The sequence below is a fragment of the Kribbella sp. NPDC050459 genome (genome assembly GCF_040655315.1).
GTDB lineage: Bacteria > Actinomycetota > Actinomycetes > Propionibacteriales > Kribbellaceae > Kribbella.
On record NZ_JBFAJQ010000005.1, the window covers coordinates 102,891 to 121,118 of the forward strand.

An 18,228-nucleotide genomic window follows, 5' to 3' on the forward strand; every position below is an offset into this window, starting at 1 on the left:
CTCCGGCTCTCCCGGATCCCTTCAGCAGTGCGCTTCGCCGCGTTTCCAGTAGCCCTGGAACGAGATGGCGCTTTTCGGCATCCCGATCACGTTGACGAGGTGCCGGCGCACCTCTTTGATCATCGAGGACTCACCGGCGACCCATGCGTAGTCGACGTCGAACGGCAGCGCTGCTGACTTCAGCGCGTCCACCAGCGAGCCGTCGGTCACCCAGGTGACGTCGGCGGAGCCGGCCAGCGGGCGGATGTCCGCAGCGTTCGGTACGGCGATGAAGACCGTGGCGTGTACTCCGGCCGGGAGTTCCTCGAGGATGCCCGCAACCGCAGGCAGCGCAGTCTCGTCCGCGACCAGGACCCGACGCACGCTGGTCGCCGGTGGGACGTAGTCGACGCCGGAGTGCAGCAGGCCCTTCGTGCTGGTCTTGTCGACCGCGAACGGCAGCAACAGGCCCACCTGATCACCCAGCTCGGCCTCGCTGACCCAGGCCGAAGCGGGGCCGTTCACTCCGTGCAGCACGAACTCGACGTCCAGCTCTGCCACCTCTGGCCGGAGGGCCCGCACGGTATAGGTCCGCATGATGAAACGCTCGTCGACCGGCTGGGCGCACCACTCGGCGTACCACTCGGGTCCGGACGGCAGCTTGATCGCACTGCCGTTCGGCGGAGCCAGCAGGACCTTGATGCGCTGGTCCGGGCCGGCTGTGACCGCCTCCGCGATCCGCGGTGCGACGAACGTCACGCGGCGCAAGTGCGGGCTCATGTCGTCAACAGCCGCCACGGTGGCCAGGAGCGAGTCGAACACGATCGGCCGCTCGAGCACAGTCGTCATGCCTGGTTTCTCCATAAACTTCGCAGGGGGGACCTCGGATGCGGACCCGTGGACGGGCGGGTTATTCTGAGGCGTCTAGAGGTTAGCCTTACCTAAGAGGATCCCGAAAGTCCAATGCCCCCGCCCTCTGCCACGGTCGACGCCGGCCCGGAGACCGCTGCGCCGTCACGCCCGCGCCGGGCCCGGCGGACCACGCTGGTCCTCGGGCTGGCCGGCTGCGTCGCACTCCTGGTCCTGGTGTCGCTGCTCAGCATCGCGATCGGCTCCAAGCAGATCCCGCTGTCCACGGTCATCGACGCCCTGCGCCACTACAACGAGGCCGACACCGACCACGTGATCGTGCGGTCGCTGCGGGTCCCGCGGACGCTGATCGGCCTCATGGTCGGAGCGGCCCTCGGCCTGTCCGGGGCGTTGATGCAGGGCGTGACGCGGAACCCGCTGGCCGATCCGGGCATCCTCGGCGTCAACGGCGGCGCCGCGCTGTTCGTTGTCGGGGGCATCTACTGGTTCGGGTTGTCGACGCTGACGTCGTACGTCTGGCTCGCCTTCCTCGGCGCGGCCGCGGCGTCGGTCGCGGTGTACCTGCTCGGATCGCTCGGCCGGGAGGGTGCGACGCCGGTCAAGCTCGCGCTCGCCGGTGCGGCGCTGACCGCGATGCTCGGGTCGCTGACGACGGCGTTGCTGATCGGGGACGTCGACACGTTCGACCAGTTCCGGTTCTGGTCGGTGGGGTCGTTCGCCGGCCGCGGCTCCGACATCGCGGCCCAGGTGGCGCCGTTCATCCTGATCGGGATCGTGCTGGCGCTGTTCTGCGGGCGGGTCCTGAACGCGTTGTCGCTGGGGGACGACGTGGCCAAGTCACTCGGTCAGCGGGTAGGACTGGCCCGCGCGTTCGTCGCGGTGGTCGTCGTCCTGCTGTGTGGCGCCGCGACCGCGGCGGCCGGGCCGATCGGGTTCATCGGGCTGACCATCCCGCATGTGGCGCGGCTCGTGACCGGGCCGGACTACCGCTGGATCCTGCCGTACTCGGCGCTGCTCGCTCCGATCCTGCTGCTCGGCTCCGATGTGATCGGCCGGGTCGTCGCACTGCCCGGTGAGCTGCAGGTCGGCATCGTGACCGCGGTCCTCGGCGCCCCGTTCTTCATCGCGCTGGTTCGCCGACGGAAGCTGGCCGACCTGTGACGGCCGAAGCGGTTCACGTCATCGCCCGGGCGCGGATCGCCCGGCAGACCCGTTCACTGATCGTCATCGTCGTCCTGGCTGTTCTGGTGTTCGCGACGTTCTGCGTCTCGCTGTCGCTGGGTGACTTCAAGATCCCCGTGGTCGACGTGGTGAAGACGCTGTTCGGCGGCGGCGACCGGGCGACCGAGTTCATCGTCAACCGGCTGCGGCTGCCCAGAGCGCTGACCGGACTGCTGGTCGGTACGGCACTGGGCCTGTCCGGAGCGATCTTCCAGAGCATCGCGCGGAACCCGCTGGCGAGTCCCGACATCATCGGCGTGACGTACGGCGCGAGCGCGTTCGCGGTGTTCGCGATCGTCACTCTGGGGCTTACCGGGGTCGCGGTGTCGGCGTTCGCGATCGTGGGCGCCGTGCTGACCGCGTTCATCATGTACATGCTGGCGTGGCGGCACGGGGTGTCGAGTTACCGGCTGATCCTGATCGGGATCGGCATCGGCGCGATCGCCACCAGCATCACGTCGTACCTGCTGACCAAGGCCCGGGTGGAGATCGCGCAGCAGGCGCTGATCTGGCTGACCGGGAGCCTGAACGGGCGGGACTGGTCGAACGTACGGTCGCTGGCGGTCACGTTCGTCGTCCTGCTGCCGGTGATGGTGCTGCTGGTCCGGCAGCTGCGGATCCTGCAGCTCGGGGACGAGACGGCGTACGGGCTGGGCCTGCGGGTGGAGGGGGCGCGGCTCGGGCTGATCGTGGTCGCCGTCCTGCTGGCCGCGGTGGCGACGGCGGCGGCCGGGCCGATCGGGTTCGTGGCGTTCGTCGCGCCGCCGATCGCGCGGCGGCTGACCCGGTCGCCGGGGCCGGCGATGATCGCGTCCGGTCTGCTCGGTGCACTGGTGGTCGGCCTGTCGGACCTGGTCGCGCAGCACGCGTTCGGAGACACCCAGCTGCCGGTCGGTGTGGTGACGGGTGTGGTGGGTGCGCCGTACCTGATGTTCCTGCTGGCGCGGGCGAACCGAGTCGGGAGTGGTGGCTGAGATGGAGGAGAAGTCCGTGGAACACAGCTTGGCCGCCGACGGTCTAGCGGTCGGCTACGACCAGCGGGAGATCATCCACGACCTGTCGGTGCGGATCCCGACCGGGAAGATCACGGTCATCGTCGGCGCCAACGCGTGCGGCAAGTCGACGCTGCTGAAGACGCTGGCGCGGCTGCTGAAGCCCTCGCGCGGGACGGTGCTGCTCGACGGGAAGAGCATCCAGCAGATCCCGACCCGGGAGGTGGCGACCAAGCTCGGCCTGCTGCCGCAGTCGCCGACCGCGCCGGAGGGGATCACGGTCGCGGACCTGGTCGGCCGCGGGCGGTACCCGCGGACCCGGTGGATCCGGCAGTGGTCGCGCGCCGACGACGAGGCGGTCGCGGCCGCGTTGACGTCGACCGACGTGCTGTCGATCGCGGACCGGCCGATCGACGAGCTGTCCGGCGGGCAGCGGCAGCGGGTGTGGATCGCGATGGCGCTCGCGCAGGAGACCGACATCCTGCTGCTCGACGAGCCGACGACGTTCCTCGACCTGACGCACCAGTTCGAGGTGCTCGACCTGCTGGTCGACCTGAACCGGTCGCAGCACCGGACCATCGTGCTGGTGCTGCACGACCTGAACCAGGCCTGCCGGTTCGGCGATCACCTGATCGCGATGAAGGACGGCGCGATCGTTGCCGAGGGCAACCCGTCGCGGGTGATCACCGAGGACGTGGTGCAGGACGTGTTCGGGCTGGCCGCGAAGGTCGTGCCCGATCCGGTCGCCGGTACGCCGATGGTGGTGCCGATCGGCCGGCACCGGTCCGTCCAGGACACCGCGCCGGCCAGTCCGGCAGCCGCGGCGCTGGCAGCCAGTGCCGCGGCCAACGGCGTCTGCCGGCCCATCGACCGCTAGCGCCGCGGACCGGGGTACGCCGTACGGCAGCAAGCGGTATCGGTTTTCGTCGGTCGGGATGGTTATGGTGGCGGGCATGTTGTCAGCGCTCGCGTATCACCGGTCCGTCCTGGCGGTCGTCCGCCAGGCGGACGAGCGTGCGTGGACGGCGTTGCACGGCGGTCCGGAGGGTTCGCTCGACGAGCTGCTGCTGCGGAATGCCTATCGGCTGGAGGCCGACGCGCATCCGGCGGTGTTCCGGGCCGGGCAGCGGGCGGCCGCGGCGCTGGAGCTGGATCCGGACATCGACTACTTCCAGGTCAGCGGCGAGCCCAACGCGGCGTACCTGCACCAGGCCGGCAAGGCCGTGATCGTGTTCCAAGGGGCGTTGCTCGACCGGCTCGACGAGGACGAGCTGACCGCCGTGATCGGCCATGAGTTGGCGCATCGGCTGCTGTGGCAGGCCGACAGCGGTGCGTATCTGGCCGTCGACCGGCTGCTCGACGCGGCAGCGGGTGACGCGCGGACCCCGTCGCAGTACCTCGAGACGCATCGCCGCTGGTCGCTCGCGACCGAGTTGTTCGCGGACCGGGGCGCGTTGACGGCGTGCGGTGACCTGACCACCACGATCCGCGCGTTGCTCAAGCTGGAGACAGGTCTGAGCACTGCGGACCCCGCGGCGTACCTGCGGCAGGCCGAATCGCTCGATCTTCGCTCGGGCAGTCGAGGGACGTCCCACCCGGAGGCGGTCGGACGGGCGTGGGCGTTGAAGAACTGGCTCGACGGCGAGGACGTCGAGGTTCTGGTGACCGGGCCGCTCGACGTGGACGCGCCTGATCTGCTCGACGCTGTGCTGCTGCGCGAGCTGAGCCGGGACTTCGCGGCGGCGGTCGCGTACGCCGAGGGGCTGCGGACCGATGCGGTCGCCGCGGCCGCCGCCGGCTTCGCGGATCCGCCCGGTCCGCTCGGGGTGCCAGGAGGAGCTGTGCGCTTCGACGAACCGTTGGCGGTGCGTCCGGTGGACGGTGCGCCGCTGCCGCGACCACGCCCGCTGGCTGCGGCCACCAAGCGCTACCTGTCGTACTTGTTGCTCGATCTCGCCACAGCCGATCCGGAGACCGGAGACGCCGGGCTGATCGCCTCGCTGGTTGTCGCCCGCCGGTCCGGGCTGCCTGGGTACGTCGACATCGCGGACGACGAGCTCGGGTGGAGCGACAAGCAGCGGACGCGCTTCGTGCAGGCCGCGGAGGTGGCCGGATGAGCGCCGAAGACCTGGTCGCGCTGGCCGTTTCGCAGGGCGGTCTGGGCAACGACGCGTTGCTCGCGTCCGTGCTGCCGCTGTTCCACGAGACGGCCGCTGTGCACGAGCGCGGGCTGGTCGCGCCGCTGCGCGGCCTCGACCGGATTGTGGTCGACGAGCAGAACAGGCTCGGTTTCGCGCCCGAGGACGCGGGCCGGCCGACGCTCGCCACCCAGCAGATCGACGCCCGGCAGGGGAAGCGGCCGTCGGCCGTGGAGGTGGTCGCGCAGCGGCAGGCCGACCTCGACCTGGGGGAGAGCGGCGGGCGCGAGACCACCGTCGTGCCCGAGCCGGTTCCGGACGCGATCGCCGCGCCGACGCTGGTGGCCGGATGGCAGAGCTGGGAACACGTCGTCGGGCACCACGACCAGCTCACCGACATCTTCAGCCTGGGCCAGCTGCTGCTCGCGCTCGGGTGCGGGCTCGACCTGTCCAGGACCGCGGACGTCGCCGCCCTGATCGATGCCCGAGGCAACTTGTACCGGCTGGATCCGGACCTGCACCCGGTGATCGTCTCGGTCGCGGCGCAGATGGCCGAGCCGGACCGGCACCGGCGCGCGCAGGACCTGCACTCGCTCATCGAGCAGCTGGAGAACTACCGCGACCAGCCGCTCGACTTCGACGTCGAGGCGATCGTCCGGGGCGCGGCGGACCGGCGGACCGCGGTGCTCGGCGCGCTCCGCGACCGGCTCTTCGACCTCTCCCGGCGGAACCGGCTGATCAACTTCCGGGCGACCGCGCAGACGCTGAACCTCACCGAGGTCTCGGTCCCGCTGATGCTCGACGTCCGGACGATCCGCTCGGAGCAACTGTTCACCTGGCGCGACGACCTCGCGGGGCCGCTGCTGAAGAAGGCCCAGCCGCTCGGCAAGTGGATCCGGTACGACGAGGCGCCGTACGCCGCGAACACGCTGGACAAACTGATCTCCACCGCGCGCCGGGACCGGGCCGACTACGGGCAGGACCAGCTTCGTCTGGTGCCGGCGTTCCTGCGCTGGCACGACCTGAAGAACGATCGGGACACCCGCCTCGCGTCGCCGTTGGTGCTGGCGAAGGTGCAGTTGACGAAGAAGCGCGGCGTGCGGGACTCGTACACGTTGCACGTCACGGATCCGATCGCCGAGGTGAACCCGACGCTGCGGCACAGTCTGCGCCAGCTGTACGGGATCTCGTTGCCGGAAACTGTCGACTTGTCGGCACCGGGTGCGATGCGGCAGCTGCACGAGCGGCTCGCGAAGGAGATCCAGGCGACCGAGCCGGGGCTGCGGTTGCATCTGCGGGAGAAGCCGCGGATCGACCTGGTGCGGCAACGCGCGATGACCCGCCTGCGGACGTACAACCGTCGCCGGCACGGGAATGTCGCGACCGGCTTTGGCGGGAAGCAGTATCCGTACTCCTATCGGCGGACCGACTACCAACCGCTCGGCGTGCAGATCTTCCGGACGCAGATCGCGCAGCAGATACTGCCGCTCGGGATCGCGCTCGGCGAGGAGCCGCGGCGACCGGGCGCGATCGAGACCGACGTGTACTCGCTCGATACCGAGGGCGGGCCGTACTCGTGGGACGTCGACCTGTGCGCGGTCTCGCTGGCGAACTTCAACTACCGGACGCTGGGGCTGGTGCGTGACTACGACGAGCTGCTGACGACCGGGGAGTCCGCGGCCTCGTTCGATCACCTGTTCTCGGACCGGCCACGGCCGGTCGGCACCGTGCTGCCCGAGCTGCCGTCGGCCGATCGCCATCTGGTGGTGCCCGCGGACGGTTCGCAGGTCGCGACGATCGCGCGGGCGCGGCGCGGCGAGAGCTTCGTGATTCAGGGACCGCCCGGGACGGGCAAGTCGCAGACGATCACCAACCTGATCGCGGACTTCGTCGCGCGCGGGAAGCGGGTGCTGTTCGTCTGCCAGAAGCGGGCCGCGCTGGACGTCGTGCACGCGCGGCTGGCGAGCCGGCGGCTGGACGGTCTGTGCGCGCTGATCCACGACTCGCAGGGCGACAAGAAGGCGTTCGTCCACGGGCTCCGGGACACGTACGAGTCGTGGTTGTCCGCGGAGGACGACCTGGACGTGCTGACCGCGCGCCGATCGGAGCTTGTTGCGCGCGTCGATCGGCTGCTGGCGACCGTCGATGCGTACGAGGAGCAGTTGGCCTCCGGCAGCCCTCGTCTTCGCGACCTCGTGAATCGTTTGGCCGAACTGCACACGCACGCCTGGACGCCGGACTCCGAGCAGAACGCACGATTCGGGGTGGGGCTGCCGCCGATCGCGGACTGGTGGGCTGCGCGGGACGTCGTCCGAGAGGTTGCCGCGGGGCTGGCCGCGGCGGATCCGTCGACCGGCGGCGTGCTGGCGCGGAGCTCGCTCGCCTTCGTCGTGGCCGATCGCTGGGACGACGCCGAGCTGCCGACCGCGGCACGTGAGCTCCGCACCCGGTGGGACGCGGCGGCGACCGCCCTGGCGGCGATCGACCTGTCGAACGACCCCGCTCCCGAAGCCGAAGCCGGCGGTGGTGCCGAAGCCGGGGCGATGGCTGTGCATGACGTGCGTGGGTTGGCGGGGCTTGGGCGGTTGCTGGAGCCGTTGGCTGCGTTGGATCGGGTCGAGGCGATTGTTCCGCGCTCGCCGGCAGCGCAGGATCTGGCGGCGGCCGCCGCGGAGCGGAAGCAGCTTGTGGGCGCCGAGCAGGCTGCATGGAAGGAAGCTGCCGGTTGGAAGGAGCCCTTGGCGCCGACGGATGCGCGGGCCGCGCTAAAAGTTGCTCAGAGCAAGGAAGGCGGGTTGTTCTCCTTCCTCAGCGGGGATTGGCGCCGGGTGCAGAGCCTGGTCCGCAGCGGCTTCGACGCGACGACCCGGGCCGTCCCGCCGTCGGTCACCGACATCCTCACCGATCTGATCGCCGCACAGTCCGCCACGGCAGCTGTGGCACAACACGCCGAACAGAGCCGGCTCGACTGGGGCGTGGACGACCCGCGCGACCTGATCGACCAACTCGCCGCCGCGCGCAAGAACATCCCTGACTGGCGCTTCGTCCTCCGCGACGGCGCCCCCGCTCAGCTCTCGCGCCTGGCCGACCGCTTCGAGCAGGCCGAGGCGCCGACGCGCGACCTGCTCGCCTACCAGTGGGACGCGCTGACGGTCGACGACCTCCGCGAACTGCTCGGTCGGCTGGAGTCCGAGAGCCCGACCGCCCGTGCGGTCGCGTCCCGGCTCCGCGACCTCGCCGGCGTCCCGTCACCGGTCCGGACGGCCCTCCGTCACCTCGACGCCACGCCCGACCAACTCGAGTACGCCGTGTGCGCCGCCGAGTGGGAACGCGCTCGTGCGGCCGCACCGCTGCAGCTGTCCTCGGAGCGCGTCGACGCGATCGTCGGCGAGCTGAGCATGGTGTACGACGAGCTGACCGCGCTCAACGCCGAAGTCGTCGTCGCGCAGGTCCGGCGCCGTTTCCTCGCCGAGGTCGACCACTCCGAGCGCAGCGTGTCCGGTATGTCCACGGAGGATCGCGAGCGCAAGAAGACCTTCGCGACCGGGCGGCGGGAGCTGGAGCACGAGTTCGGCAAGGTCATGCGGTACCGGTCAATCCGCGACCTCGCATCCGGCGCGCCCGGCGAGGTCGTGTCCGTCCTGCGTCCCGTGTGGCTGATGAGCCCGTCCTCGGTGTCCGAGACGTTGCCGCTGACCGCGTCGTTCGACGTCGTGGTGTACGACGAGGCGAGTCAGATCCCCGTGGAGGAAGCGATCCCGGCGCTGCACCGGGCGCCGCAGGTGATCGTCGTCGGCGACCAGATGCAGCTCCCGCCGACGCAGTACTTCCGGGTCCGGACCGAGAGCGACGACCTGCAGGTGGACGACGAGGCCGCCGAGCAGGTCGGGATCGCGCTGACCGAGGACAGCTTCCTCTCGATCAGTGCGCTGCGGCTGGCGTCGACGATGCTGACGTGGCACTACCGGAGTCGCTCCGAGGCGCTGATCTCGTTCAGCAACGCGGCGTTCTACCAGGGCAAGCTCGCGACCGTTCCGGACCGGCTGCCACCGCACGCCGCGCCGCCGTGGACGATGCAGGCTGACGCCCCGGTGTCGGACGTGTGCGACAGCGTGCTGGGCGGGAGCATCACGTCGGTGCGACTCGTCGACGGCGTGTACGTCCGGCGGACCAATCCGGCCGAGGCGCGATGGCTCGCCTCGCTGGTGCGGGAGTTGCTGGCGCGCGAGACCGGCAAGAGCCTCGGGATCGTGGCGTTCTCCGAGGCGCAGCAGGGCGAGATCGAGCGGGCGCTGGACGAGCTCGCCGAGCGCGACCCGGCCTTCGCCGCGCTGTACGAGGCCGAGCAGGTGCGGACCCACGGCGAACAGGACGCCGGGCTGTTCGTGAAGAACCTGGAGAACGTGCAGGGCGACGAGCGCGACATCATCCTGATGAGCGTCTGCTACGCGGCCGGCCCTGATGGCCGGATGCTGATGAACTTCGGCCCGATCAACACGTCGGGCGGCGAGAAGCGCCTGAACGTGATCTTCAGCCGGGCGCGCGAGCACATGGTCATCGTCAGCAGCATCGAGCCCGACGCGATCACCAACACCTACAACGACGGCGCGAACACGTTGCGCCGGTTCCTGGGGTACGCCGCTGCCGTCTCCCGGGGCGACCAGGCCGCCGCCAAGTCCGCGCTCGCGTCGTACAGCCTGCGGACCACGCCCGCGGCCGGTGGCCGCCCGACGCCCGTCGTCGAACAGCTCGCCGCTGCGCTCGAGGCGCGAGGTGTGGAGGTCGACCTCGCCGTGGGCGAGTCCGTCTTCCGCTGCGACCTGGCCCTGAAGCTCCCCGGCGACGCCGGCCACCGACTCGCGGTGCTCGTCGACACACCGGAGCGCGTCGCCGCCGACACACTCCTGGAGCGTCTCACCACCCACCCGACCGCCCTGAAGACCACCGGCTGGCGAGTCCACCACGTCCTCACGACCGACTGGTCTCGTTCCCCCGACACAGTCGTCACCCACCTCCTCGAGGCCCTCCACCGCCCAACCGACGCCTGAACTCCGCAGCAGTTCGCCGAGTCGTGAGAATCGGCTCTGCAGAAGTGCCGCGATCCACGACTCGCACATCCCCGCACCAGCCATTCGCCACGACTCGGCGAAGCGGTCGGGCGTCCGCCGACGCCGCCTGATCCCATCTCGAGCTGGTCAGTCCGCTGGTCGACTAGCTGCCGGTCGCGCCGTCGAGCAGTAGCTGCGCTGCGACTGTCGCACCGTCGGGCTTGATCGCGCCGGCCACCTCTGCTGCTCGCGAGCGGACCTCCGGGGCCAGCACTTCGCCGAGCGTCTCGGACAGCGAGTCGACGGTCTGCGTCGAGCCCTCGTACGACGTACCGATGCCCAGTGCGACGACCCGGGACGCCCAGTACGACTGGTCTCCGAGGAGCGGCACGACAACCTGCGGTACGCCGGCGCGTGCGGCAGCTGTCGTGGTGCCGGCGCCACCGTGGTGTACGACGGCGGCCAGTCGAGGGAAGAGCGCTTGCTGGTTGAGCTCGCCGATGACAAGGCAGTCGTCGCCGTAGTCGGCCAGATCCAGCTCCGACCAGCCCCGCGAGAGCAGCACACGCCGACCGTGCCGCCGACTCGCCTCGACGGCGGTGCGGGCGATGTCCTGCGGCGCGTGCGCGGACATGCTGCCGAACCCAACGTAGACCGGCGGCTCGCCGGCCTCCAGGAACGTCTCCAGCTCCGCAGGGAGCGCACGGTCGTCCGGCAGGAACCAGGCACCCGTCTGTACGACGTCGAGCTCAGTCAGGCCCTTCGACGGGCACAGGGTCGGGTCGGCCGCGAGCCACGGCTGATCGGTCAGTACGTAGTCCCGGACGTTCTCCACGGGCGGTAGGTCGAGTGTTGCGCGGTGGCTGTTCACCGCAGGGCCGTACAGGGCGTTGACGCGCTGAGCGTCCTGCTCCCACAGCACGCGCCTGTCGGTCTCGTCCTGCGGTGACGGAGTACCCGGCCGGGCGCCGGGCGAGTAATGCTGCGAGGGAAGTCCGAGGAGGTGGTAGCACGCGAGGACGTAGCGAAGGCCGAGCCGGTCAGCCACGTCCCGCGCACCGGCCGGCATCAGCCCGGTCGCGACCAGCGCGTCACTGCCCTCAGCCACGGCGCTGAGTGTTTCGAATCGCGCGGCGACCAGCTCTGACGCCAGTTGGAACGGGTCGGGCCGAGCCGCCGACTTCGCGCGCGACACCACCGACCGCACCGGCGGGCCGAGCGGCACGAGCGGGACCTCGGCACGCCGCAGGAGTACGGCGAAGTCCTCGTCCGGCGGCGCGCAGACGACCGCCTCGGCGCCGAACTGGCGGAGCGCCACCGCGAGAGCGACGAGTGGTTCGACATCTCCGCGTGATCCCCAAGCCGTCAACACAACACGCACGTGCGATCCCCTACCTGTCGGTCGGTTTCCTACGGAACTGGTACAGCACGAGGCCGGCCAGCAGGGCACCCGAGGTGCCCAGTGTCAGGTCGCCGAGGGTATCGGTGTAGGCGGTCGCGAGCTCGGGCGAGTTGCGGACGAAGGTGACGTACTCGCCGACTTCCCAGACGATCGCGGCGGTGGCGCCGAAGCCGAGGGCGACCAATGTGGTGATAGGGCGGGACAGATCGCGGGGCGCGAAGGCCAGCAGCACTCCGGCGGTGAGGAATCCCCACAGGACGAAATGCATCGCGTCGTCCCACCAGTCGACGGTGTCGAACAGGTTCAGCCGGTTGCCGATCAGGTCGATCAGCCACGGCAGCGTCATCAGCAGGTCCGCAGCCCAGGGAAAGCTGCGGTGCAGTGTGCTGCGCGTCCGCCCGTACGCCCACCACCACAGCGGCAGGACCATCCCGCCGATCGGGTACACGATCAGGCGGGCGGTCGACGCCTTTGTCTTGATCCCGCTGAGATCCGGCCAGATCAGTGCCGACAGCAACAACCCGAACAGCAGGACCTTGGCGAGCACGGCGGCGTACCGGACCCAATCCGCTCGCACCGCGGGTGTGGCAACCATCGTCGTCATACCACCAGTCAATCCGGCCGCCGCGTCCGGCGGATGAGTACAACTACCCGACCATCAGACACCCAGCCAGCCGCGACGGGAAGCTTCGTGGCCCAGCTGGAAGCGGGTGACCACCTGAGCGCGATCCATGAGCTGGCTGACCCGGCGCTGCACGGTGCGCAGCGACATCCCGAGCTGGCCGCCGATGGCCTGATCGGTAAGACCGGCCAGCAGCAAGGTCAGGATCCGGGCGTCGACGTCGTCGAGGCGATCGGCGGCGAGCTCGGTGGTGCCCGTGTCGGTGGGCAGCACCTCGTTGGCACTCGCCCAGATCAGGTCGAACAGGTGCAGCAGCGCGTCCAGCAGCCCCGACGGGTGGACGAGCAGGCCGCCGCCGGCGGAATCGGTCGCGGTAGGGGCCAAGGGCAACAAGGCGAGCGAGCGGTCGGCGACCACCAGCCGGAGCGGCAGGTCGCCGGTGACCCGGATCAGTTCACCGGCCTTGAGCGACTCCGACACCAGGTCGACGAACCCGGGCTTGCTGAACGCCGCCCGCTCGACGACCACCCGGTACGTCACGCCCCGCGCCAGCGCGACGTCCTCGTCGACGTTCTCGTCCGCGGATACGATCGCCACCGACGCCTTCACCAGCGCCAGGACTTCGTCCGACGCCCCGCGCTGCATCTGGCCGAACCGTTGCGCCACCGCCTGCGCGCCGCGGACCACCTCGATCACGTCGGTGTCGGACCGGTCCGCCATCACCCCGCGGTACTGCTCGGCGAGCCGCCCGAGCTCGAGCTGTGCGCGCCGGATCTCCTCCTGGCGCTGCACGATCAGCGACCCGAGGGCGAGCGCCGGCGGGGACGCGACGAAGTGCCCCGGCATCGCAGTCGACCGCGCCACCAGGCCCTTCTCCTCGAGTCCGTCGAGCGCCGCGGCGAGGTCGGCGACCTCGACCCGCATCGCGGCGGCCAACGTCTCCAGCGACTCCGACGACAGCGCGATCAGCCGCCGGTAGGCGCCTTCCTCGATCGCATCCAGTCCCAGCACGTCGAGCATCGTGCGCTCCTTCGAGGGCCCTCCGGTGGTGTCCGGCGTGGCGGACACCTGTCATGCCGTAATCCCGCCATTGAGCAGTCTACGGCGGCGTGACATGTTCATGCCATCCGTTCCCCAGGTCCTCCCCAGGAAGGGTCCGCCCATGTCCCGATCCGCCCGTGCCGTCGCCGGTGGGCTCGCCGCACTCGTGGCTCTGGCCGCGGTGACGACGACGTCCGCGCAGGCCGGCGGCGCTGCCGTACCTGATGCCGCTCCACCGATCCAGGCCGCCACCGGGTCCACCCACCGCGTCACGCTCGTGACAGGTGACGTGGTGACCCTGACCGATACCGCCGGCGGCCCGCCGACCGCCTCCGTCGAGCAGGCGGCCGGAAACGCCGGCGGCGTCCAGATCCAGCAGGTCGGCGACGACCTGCACGTCGTACCGGACGTCGCGCTGCCGTACCTCGCCTCGGGCCGTCTCGACCCCGAGCTGTTCAACGTCACATCGCTCGTCGACCAGGGGTACGACGATGCGTCGGTGAAGTCGATCCCGCTGATCGTGCAGTACCGCGCCGGACTGCGCGCCGCCGCGGCGACCCCGCAGCACGCCGATCGTGGCGCCTCGCTGGAGAGCATCAGCGGCATCGGGCTGTCCGCGCGCAAGGCCGAGGCCAGGCAGTTCTGGTCCGGCATCACCACTAGCACTGCTAGGTCCGCGACGCCGGGGCAGTTCGGCGCCGGGATCCAGAAGGTCTTCCTCGACGAGAAGGTCGAGGCCAGTCTGGCGGAGAGCGTCGCCCAGATCGGCGCACCGGGCGCCTGGGCCCAGGGCCTCGACGGCACGGGTACGACGGTCGCCGTTCTCGACACCGGGATCGACCAGACCCACCCCGACGTGACCAGCCGGATCGTCGAGACCAAGAGCTTCGTCCCGGGCGAGACCACCGAGGACATCAACGGCCACGGCACGCACGTCGCGTCCACGGTCGCCGGCACCGGCGCCGCGTCGAACGGCGTCGAGAAGGGCGTCGCACCGGCCGCGCAGCTCGCGATCGGCAAGGTGCTCAGCGACGGCGGCTCGGGCGCCGCGTCCTGGATCATCGACGGGATGGAGTGGGCCGCGCACCGCGCCAAGGTGGTCAGCATGAGCCTCGGCAGCACCGAGGCCAGCGACGGCACCGACCCGATGGCGCTCGCGGTCGACCAGCTGAGCGCCGAGACCGGCGCCCTGTTCGTGATTGCCGCCGGCAACTACGGCCGGGTCAGCGGGATCGGCTCGCCGGGCGCGGCGGCGTCCGCGCTGACCGTCGGCGCCGTCGACAAGAACGACGAGCGGGCGTACTTCCAGGACATGGGTCCGCGGCTCGGCGACGCCACCGTGAAGCCCGAGATCGTGGCACCGGGCGTGTCCGTGCTCGCGGCGCGCGCCGCGAAGTCGTCGGGCAGCGGGTTCTACAAGTCCCTCAGCGGTACGTCGATGGCGACGCCGCACGTGGCCGGCGCCGCGGCGCTGCTCGTCCAGAAGCACCCCGACTGGACGGGGGAGCAGGTCAAGTCCGCACTGGTCAGCACCGCGAAGCCGCTGGCCGGCGAGACGGCGTACCAGGTCGGCGGCGGGCGGCTCGACGTACCGGCGGCCGCGTTCGGGAAGATCACCGCGACCGCGACGCGCGAGTTCGGGTTCCACGCCTGGCCGCACGGTGACGACGCGCCGGTCGAGCGCACCGTCACGTACACGAACCTCGGCAACACCGCCGCCACGCTCGACCTGTCGACCGACGTGACCAGCGACGGTACGACGCCCGCGCGGGCCGGACTGTTCACGCTCGGCGCGGCGCAGGTCACCGTGCCCGCGAACGGCACCGCTTCGGTCACCGTGACCGCGACGCCGAACCTGGCCACGCCGGGTCTGTCGTACTCAGGCACCGTCATCGCCAAGCAGGACGGCAAGCAGATCGCGCAGACCGCGATCGGCCTGGTCATGGAGGGCGAGCGGTACGACCTCAACGTGCACGCAGTCGGCCGCGACGGCAAGCCGGCGGGTGGGTTCCTGACGCTGTACAAATACGGCGATCAGTTCGTCACCACGCTCGAGATTGACCCGGCCACCGGGACCGTCTCGAAACAGCGCCTCGAGCCCGGCGTGTACGCGGCGTACTCCTGGCTGCCTGTCGACGGTGCGGAAGGTGTCGCGCTGGTCGGCAACCCGCACCTGGTGGTCGGGCGGAACACCGACCTCACTCTCGACGCGCGGCAGGCGAACCCGATCACGCTCAGCACACCGCTGCCCGGCGACGACGTCTACCGCCGGTCGGGCTGGTACCACGACTCCGGGATCGGCGGGCAGTACGCGACGTTCCTCAGCCAGTACGTGCCGACGCCGGTGGTGACCAAGGTCTACGCCGCTCCGACCGGCGCGGTGGCAGGCGGCGTGTTCGACTTCTCGTCCCGCTGGCGTCGTACGTCGCCGCTGGTGTCGATGAGCGTCGACCTGACGCAGTTGCACCCATTGCTCCAGCGCGGCTCGAAGCGGTGGGACGGCAAGGCGACGTTGACGGCGGCGTACGCCGGGGCCGGTGCGGCCGCGGACTATGTGGGCAAGGACGTTCGGGGCAAGGCCGTGCTCGTGACGGCTAGCAGTGCTGTGACGCCCAGCGCGCGGGCAACGGCTGCGCGCGACGCCGGAGCGCGGTTGCTCGTCGTGGTGAACAGCGGTGCCGGTCAGTACTACGACCTCGCCGGCGGGACCGACCTGCCCGTGTACTCGCTGACGGCGGCCGAGGGTGGCCCGTTGATCCAGCGGATCGGTGCTGGGGGCAACGTTCGGCTGCGAGTGATGGGCACCGAGGCGCCGCCGTACCTGTACGATCTGGTGAAGGCCTACACCGGTGCGATCCCGGCCGACCTGCGGTACGCGCCGCGGGCCGAGGAGCTGGCCACGGTCGTCAACCGGTTCGTCGGGCCGACCGGTGAGCTCGCGTTCGAGAGCCGGGCCGACTGCCGCATCGGGTTCTGGCCGCCGTGCCTGCAGGTGACCGAGCCGATCCACCTCGGGACCCAGCGGGTCGACTTCGTGTCCACGCAGGCCGGGACCGACTGGTACGAGCAGACGAACCACCCGCAGGGCTGGGAGCAGCGGGGCGAGCGGCACACCTACAAGCCGCTGTCCGTGCAGACGAACTCCTGGTTCGCGCCGGCCGCCCGGCCGCGCGTCGGTTCGGGGTACTGGAACCCGCGCCGCAGCGGCGACTTCTTCGCGGTGAACGTGCCGACCGCGAGCAGCGGCGACCAGGGTGTCACCGGGGCGATGGACGACGAGTCGACGGTCGAGACGCGCCTGTTCCAGAACGGGACGCTGGTGCGGAAGAGCTCGTTCCAGGCGGTGCAGACCGGCGTACCGGCGACGTCCGGCTGGGCCGACTACCGGTTCGAGATGGACACCACCCGGCCGGCGAGCTGGAAGCTCGGTACGCGGACGACGAGCGCGTGGGACTTCCGGGCGCAGACGACGGACTCGAGCGACTGGGTGTACCTGCCGCTGATCCAGCTCGACTACCACCTGGCGACGGACCTGAACGGCGCGTTCGCGGGCGGTAGCAAGCAGCACATCGGGCTGTCCGCGTTCCACCTCGCCGGTGTGGAGGGCGCGGGGAAGGTCAAGGCCGCGACGCTGGAGATCTCGTACGACGACGGCGCCAGCTGGCAGGCCGCGCCGCTGTCGCGGACCGGCGCCGACTGGTCAGCCGACGTACGGCTGCCGAAGGGCGCGTCGTACCTCTCGCTGCGGGCGACCGCGACCGACGACGCCGGCAACAAGGTCAGCCAGGAGGTGATCCGGGCGGCCGCGATCCGGTGACGACATGAGACAGCCGGCAGCGACCCAGGAGGTCACTGCCGGCTGTTGTCTTTGTGCTCAGCTGACGCTGATCAGGTCCACGACGAAGATCAGGGTCTCGCCCGGCTTGATCGCGCCGCCCGCGCCACGGTCGCCGTACCCGAGGTGCGGCGGGATGACGAGCTTGCGCCGGCCGCCGACCTTCATGCCCTGGACACCGGTGTCCCAGCCCTGGATGACCTGGCCGACACCGAGCTGGAACGCCAGCGGGGCGCCGCGGTTGTACGAGGCGTCGAACTCCTCGCCGGTGGAGTGGGCGACGCCCACGTAGTGCACATTCACCCGCGAACCGGCCTTGGCCTCGTCGCCGTCGCCCACGGTGATGTCGGTGATCTCGAGATCCGCCGGCGGCGGACCGTCCGGAAAGTCGATCTCTGGCTTCTCAGTCATACCCCCAGCTAAGCAGACCGGCCCCCGACCGCCGACGTACCCCCGGTGGTTCCGCTGTGGGCGGAACCACCGGGCTTGTCCGTCAGTACTTGCGCCAGATGTCCTCACCGGAGGCGCACTCGCCTCGCCATCGCCAACCGGTCACGACCTCACCGGGCTGGAGCGCGGCCGCGGTGGTCTTGCCGGTGCCCTGGTTCTGGTCGGCGGGACCGTAGTGCAGGCAGATCCTCCAGCGGTAGCCCCCGTACGTCGTGGTCAGCGTGATGTGGTCGGCGCCGGGGTAGCGGACTCCGTTGTTCCAGACCCAGCCGCCGTAGGGGCCGGTGGTGAGCGAGATGGTCGCGTTGCCGGCGTTCTGGTACCGGAGACTGCTGGAACCGTTGGACAGCGTCTGGTAGACGCAGGCGCTGCCGGCATTGCAGGTGGCTGCGCTGGCCGTAGGTGCCGTGGCGATGCCGACAGCCGCTGAGGTGGCCAAGGTGGCCCCTGCCGCGGCCAATGCGCGTGCGGTTCCGCGGTGCTTCGTCGTGGTCTGCATTGATCCCTCCCGAGTTGGATGTCCATCGCAGTAAAGGCGCACCGGCTTTCAGTTCGCTTTCACGGATCAGCCTTGTGTCCCGGGCGATCCGGACGGTTTAGGCTCCCGGTAGGCCGACCAATGGGGGTGGG

Annotated in this window: 12 protein-coding genes; 6 read left to right on the forward strand and 6 right to left on the reverse strand. The window is 70.5% G+C overall.

Going from position 1 to position 18,228, the window contains the following annotated elements; genetic code table 11:
* Nucleotides 1-21: 21 nt before the first annotated feature.
* Nucleotides 22-828 (reverse strand): siderophore-interacting protein, encoded by an 807-nt coding sequence (locus AB0I12_RS19285; protein WP_359931205.1) that lies wholly within the window; start codon nt 826-828, stop codon nt 22-24.
* Between the two features lie 114 nt (nt 829-942).
* Between AB0I12_RS19285 and AB0I12_RS19290 the strand changes: the two genes are divergently transcribed.
* The 5 genes from AB0I12_RS19290 (at nt 943) to AB0I12_RS19310 (ending at nt 10,248) form a co-directional block, all read left to right on the forward strand.
* Nucleotides 943-2,010, forward strand: coding sequence for an iron chelate uptake ABC transporter family permease subunit (locus tag AB0I12_RS19290; RefSeq protein WP_359931208.1), 1,068 nt, complete (start codon nt 943-945; stop codon nt 2,008-2,010).
* Complete coding sequence (locus tag AB0I12_RS19295) at nt 2,007-3,044, forward strand: iron chelate uptake ABC transporter family permease subunit (RefSeq protein ID WP_359931211.1); 1,038 nt, start codon at nt 2,007-2,009, stop codon at nt 3,042-3,044. Before AB0I12_RS19290 ends, AB0I12_RS19295 begins: the two co-directional genes overlap by 4 nt.
* A gap of 1 nt (nt 3,045) precedes the next feature.
* Nucleotides 3,046-3,939: an ABC transporter ATP-binding protein gene (locus AB0I12_RS19300; RefSeq protein ID WP_359931214.1), complete on the forward strand. Its 894-nt coding sequence runs from the start codon at nt 3,046-3,048 to the stop codon at nt 3,937-3,939.
* Between the two features lie 76 nt (nt 3,940-4,015).
* Nucleotides 4,016-5,179, forward strand: coding sequence for a M48 family metalloprotease (locus tag AB0I12_RS19305; protein WP_359931217.1), 1,164 nt, complete (start codon nt 4,016-4,018; stop codon nt 5,177-5,179).
* Entirely contained in the window at nt 5,176-10,248 is a 5,073-nt protein-coding gene (locus tag AB0I12_RS19310) for an AAA domain-containing protein (protein WP_359931220.1), read from the forward strand. Before AB0I12_RS19305 ends, AB0I12_RS19310 begins: the two co-directional genes overlap by 4 nt.
* Before the next feature lie 163 nt (nt 10,249-10,411).
* On the opposite strand, the gene AB0I12_RS19315 is transcribed toward AB0I12_RS19310, so the two are convergent.
* Genes AB0I12_RS19315 through AB0I12_RS19325 form a run of 3 tightly spaced genes read right to left on the reverse strand, consistent with a single transcriptional unit; the run spans nt 10,412 to nt 13,292 of the window.
* Nucleotides 10,412-11,629 carry a glycosyltransferase gene (locus AB0I12_RS19315; protein ID WP_359931223.1) on the reverse strand — a complete coding sequence of 406 codons (1,218 nt, stop codon included), beginning with the start codon at nt 11,627-11,629 and terminating at the stop codon, nt 10,412-10,414.
* 10 nt (nt 11,630-11,639) lie between these two features.
* Nucleotides 11,640-12,254, reverse strand: a complete 615-nt coding sequence (locus tag AB0I12_RS19320; RefSeq protein ID WP_359931226.1) for a hypothetical protein — start codon at nt 12,252-12,254, stop codon at nt 11,640-11,642.
* Between the two features lie 54 nt (nt 12,255-12,308).
* On the reverse strand, nt 12,309-13,292 hold the full coding sequence (locus tag AB0I12_RS19325) for a hypothetical protein (RefSeq protein ID WP_359931228.1): 984 nt from the start codon (nt 13,290-13,292) through the stop codon (nt 12,309-12,311).
* A gap of 142 nt (nt 13,293-13,434) precedes the next feature.
* On the opposite strand from AB0I12_RS19325, the gene AB0I12_RS19330 reads away from it, so the two are divergent.
* The gene (locus AB0I12_RS19330; protein WP_359931231.1) at nt 13,435-17,130 is read left to right on the forward strand and encodes a S8 family serine peptidase; all 3,696 of its coding nucleotides are present in this window, start codon (nt 13,435-13,437) and stop codon (nt 17,128-17,130) included.
* A gap of 57 nt (nt 17,131-17,187) precedes the next feature.
* Here AB0I12_RS19330 and AB0I12_RS19335 read toward each other — a convergent pair whose 3' ends face one another.
* Nucleotides 17,188-17,559, reverse strand: coding sequence for an FKBP-type peptidyl-prolyl cis-trans isomerase (locus tag AB0I12_RS19335; RefSeq protein ID WP_355484881.1), 372 nt, complete (start codon nt 17,557-17,559; stop codon nt 17,188-17,190).
* Between the two features lie 82 nt (nt 17,560-17,641).
* Nucleotides 17,642-18,097, reverse strand: coding sequence for a hypothetical protein (locus AB0I12_RS19340; RefSeq protein WP_359931234.1), 456 nt, complete (start codon nt 18,095-18,097; stop codon nt 17,642-17,644).
* Nucleotides 18,098-18,228 lie beyond the last annotated feature (131 nt).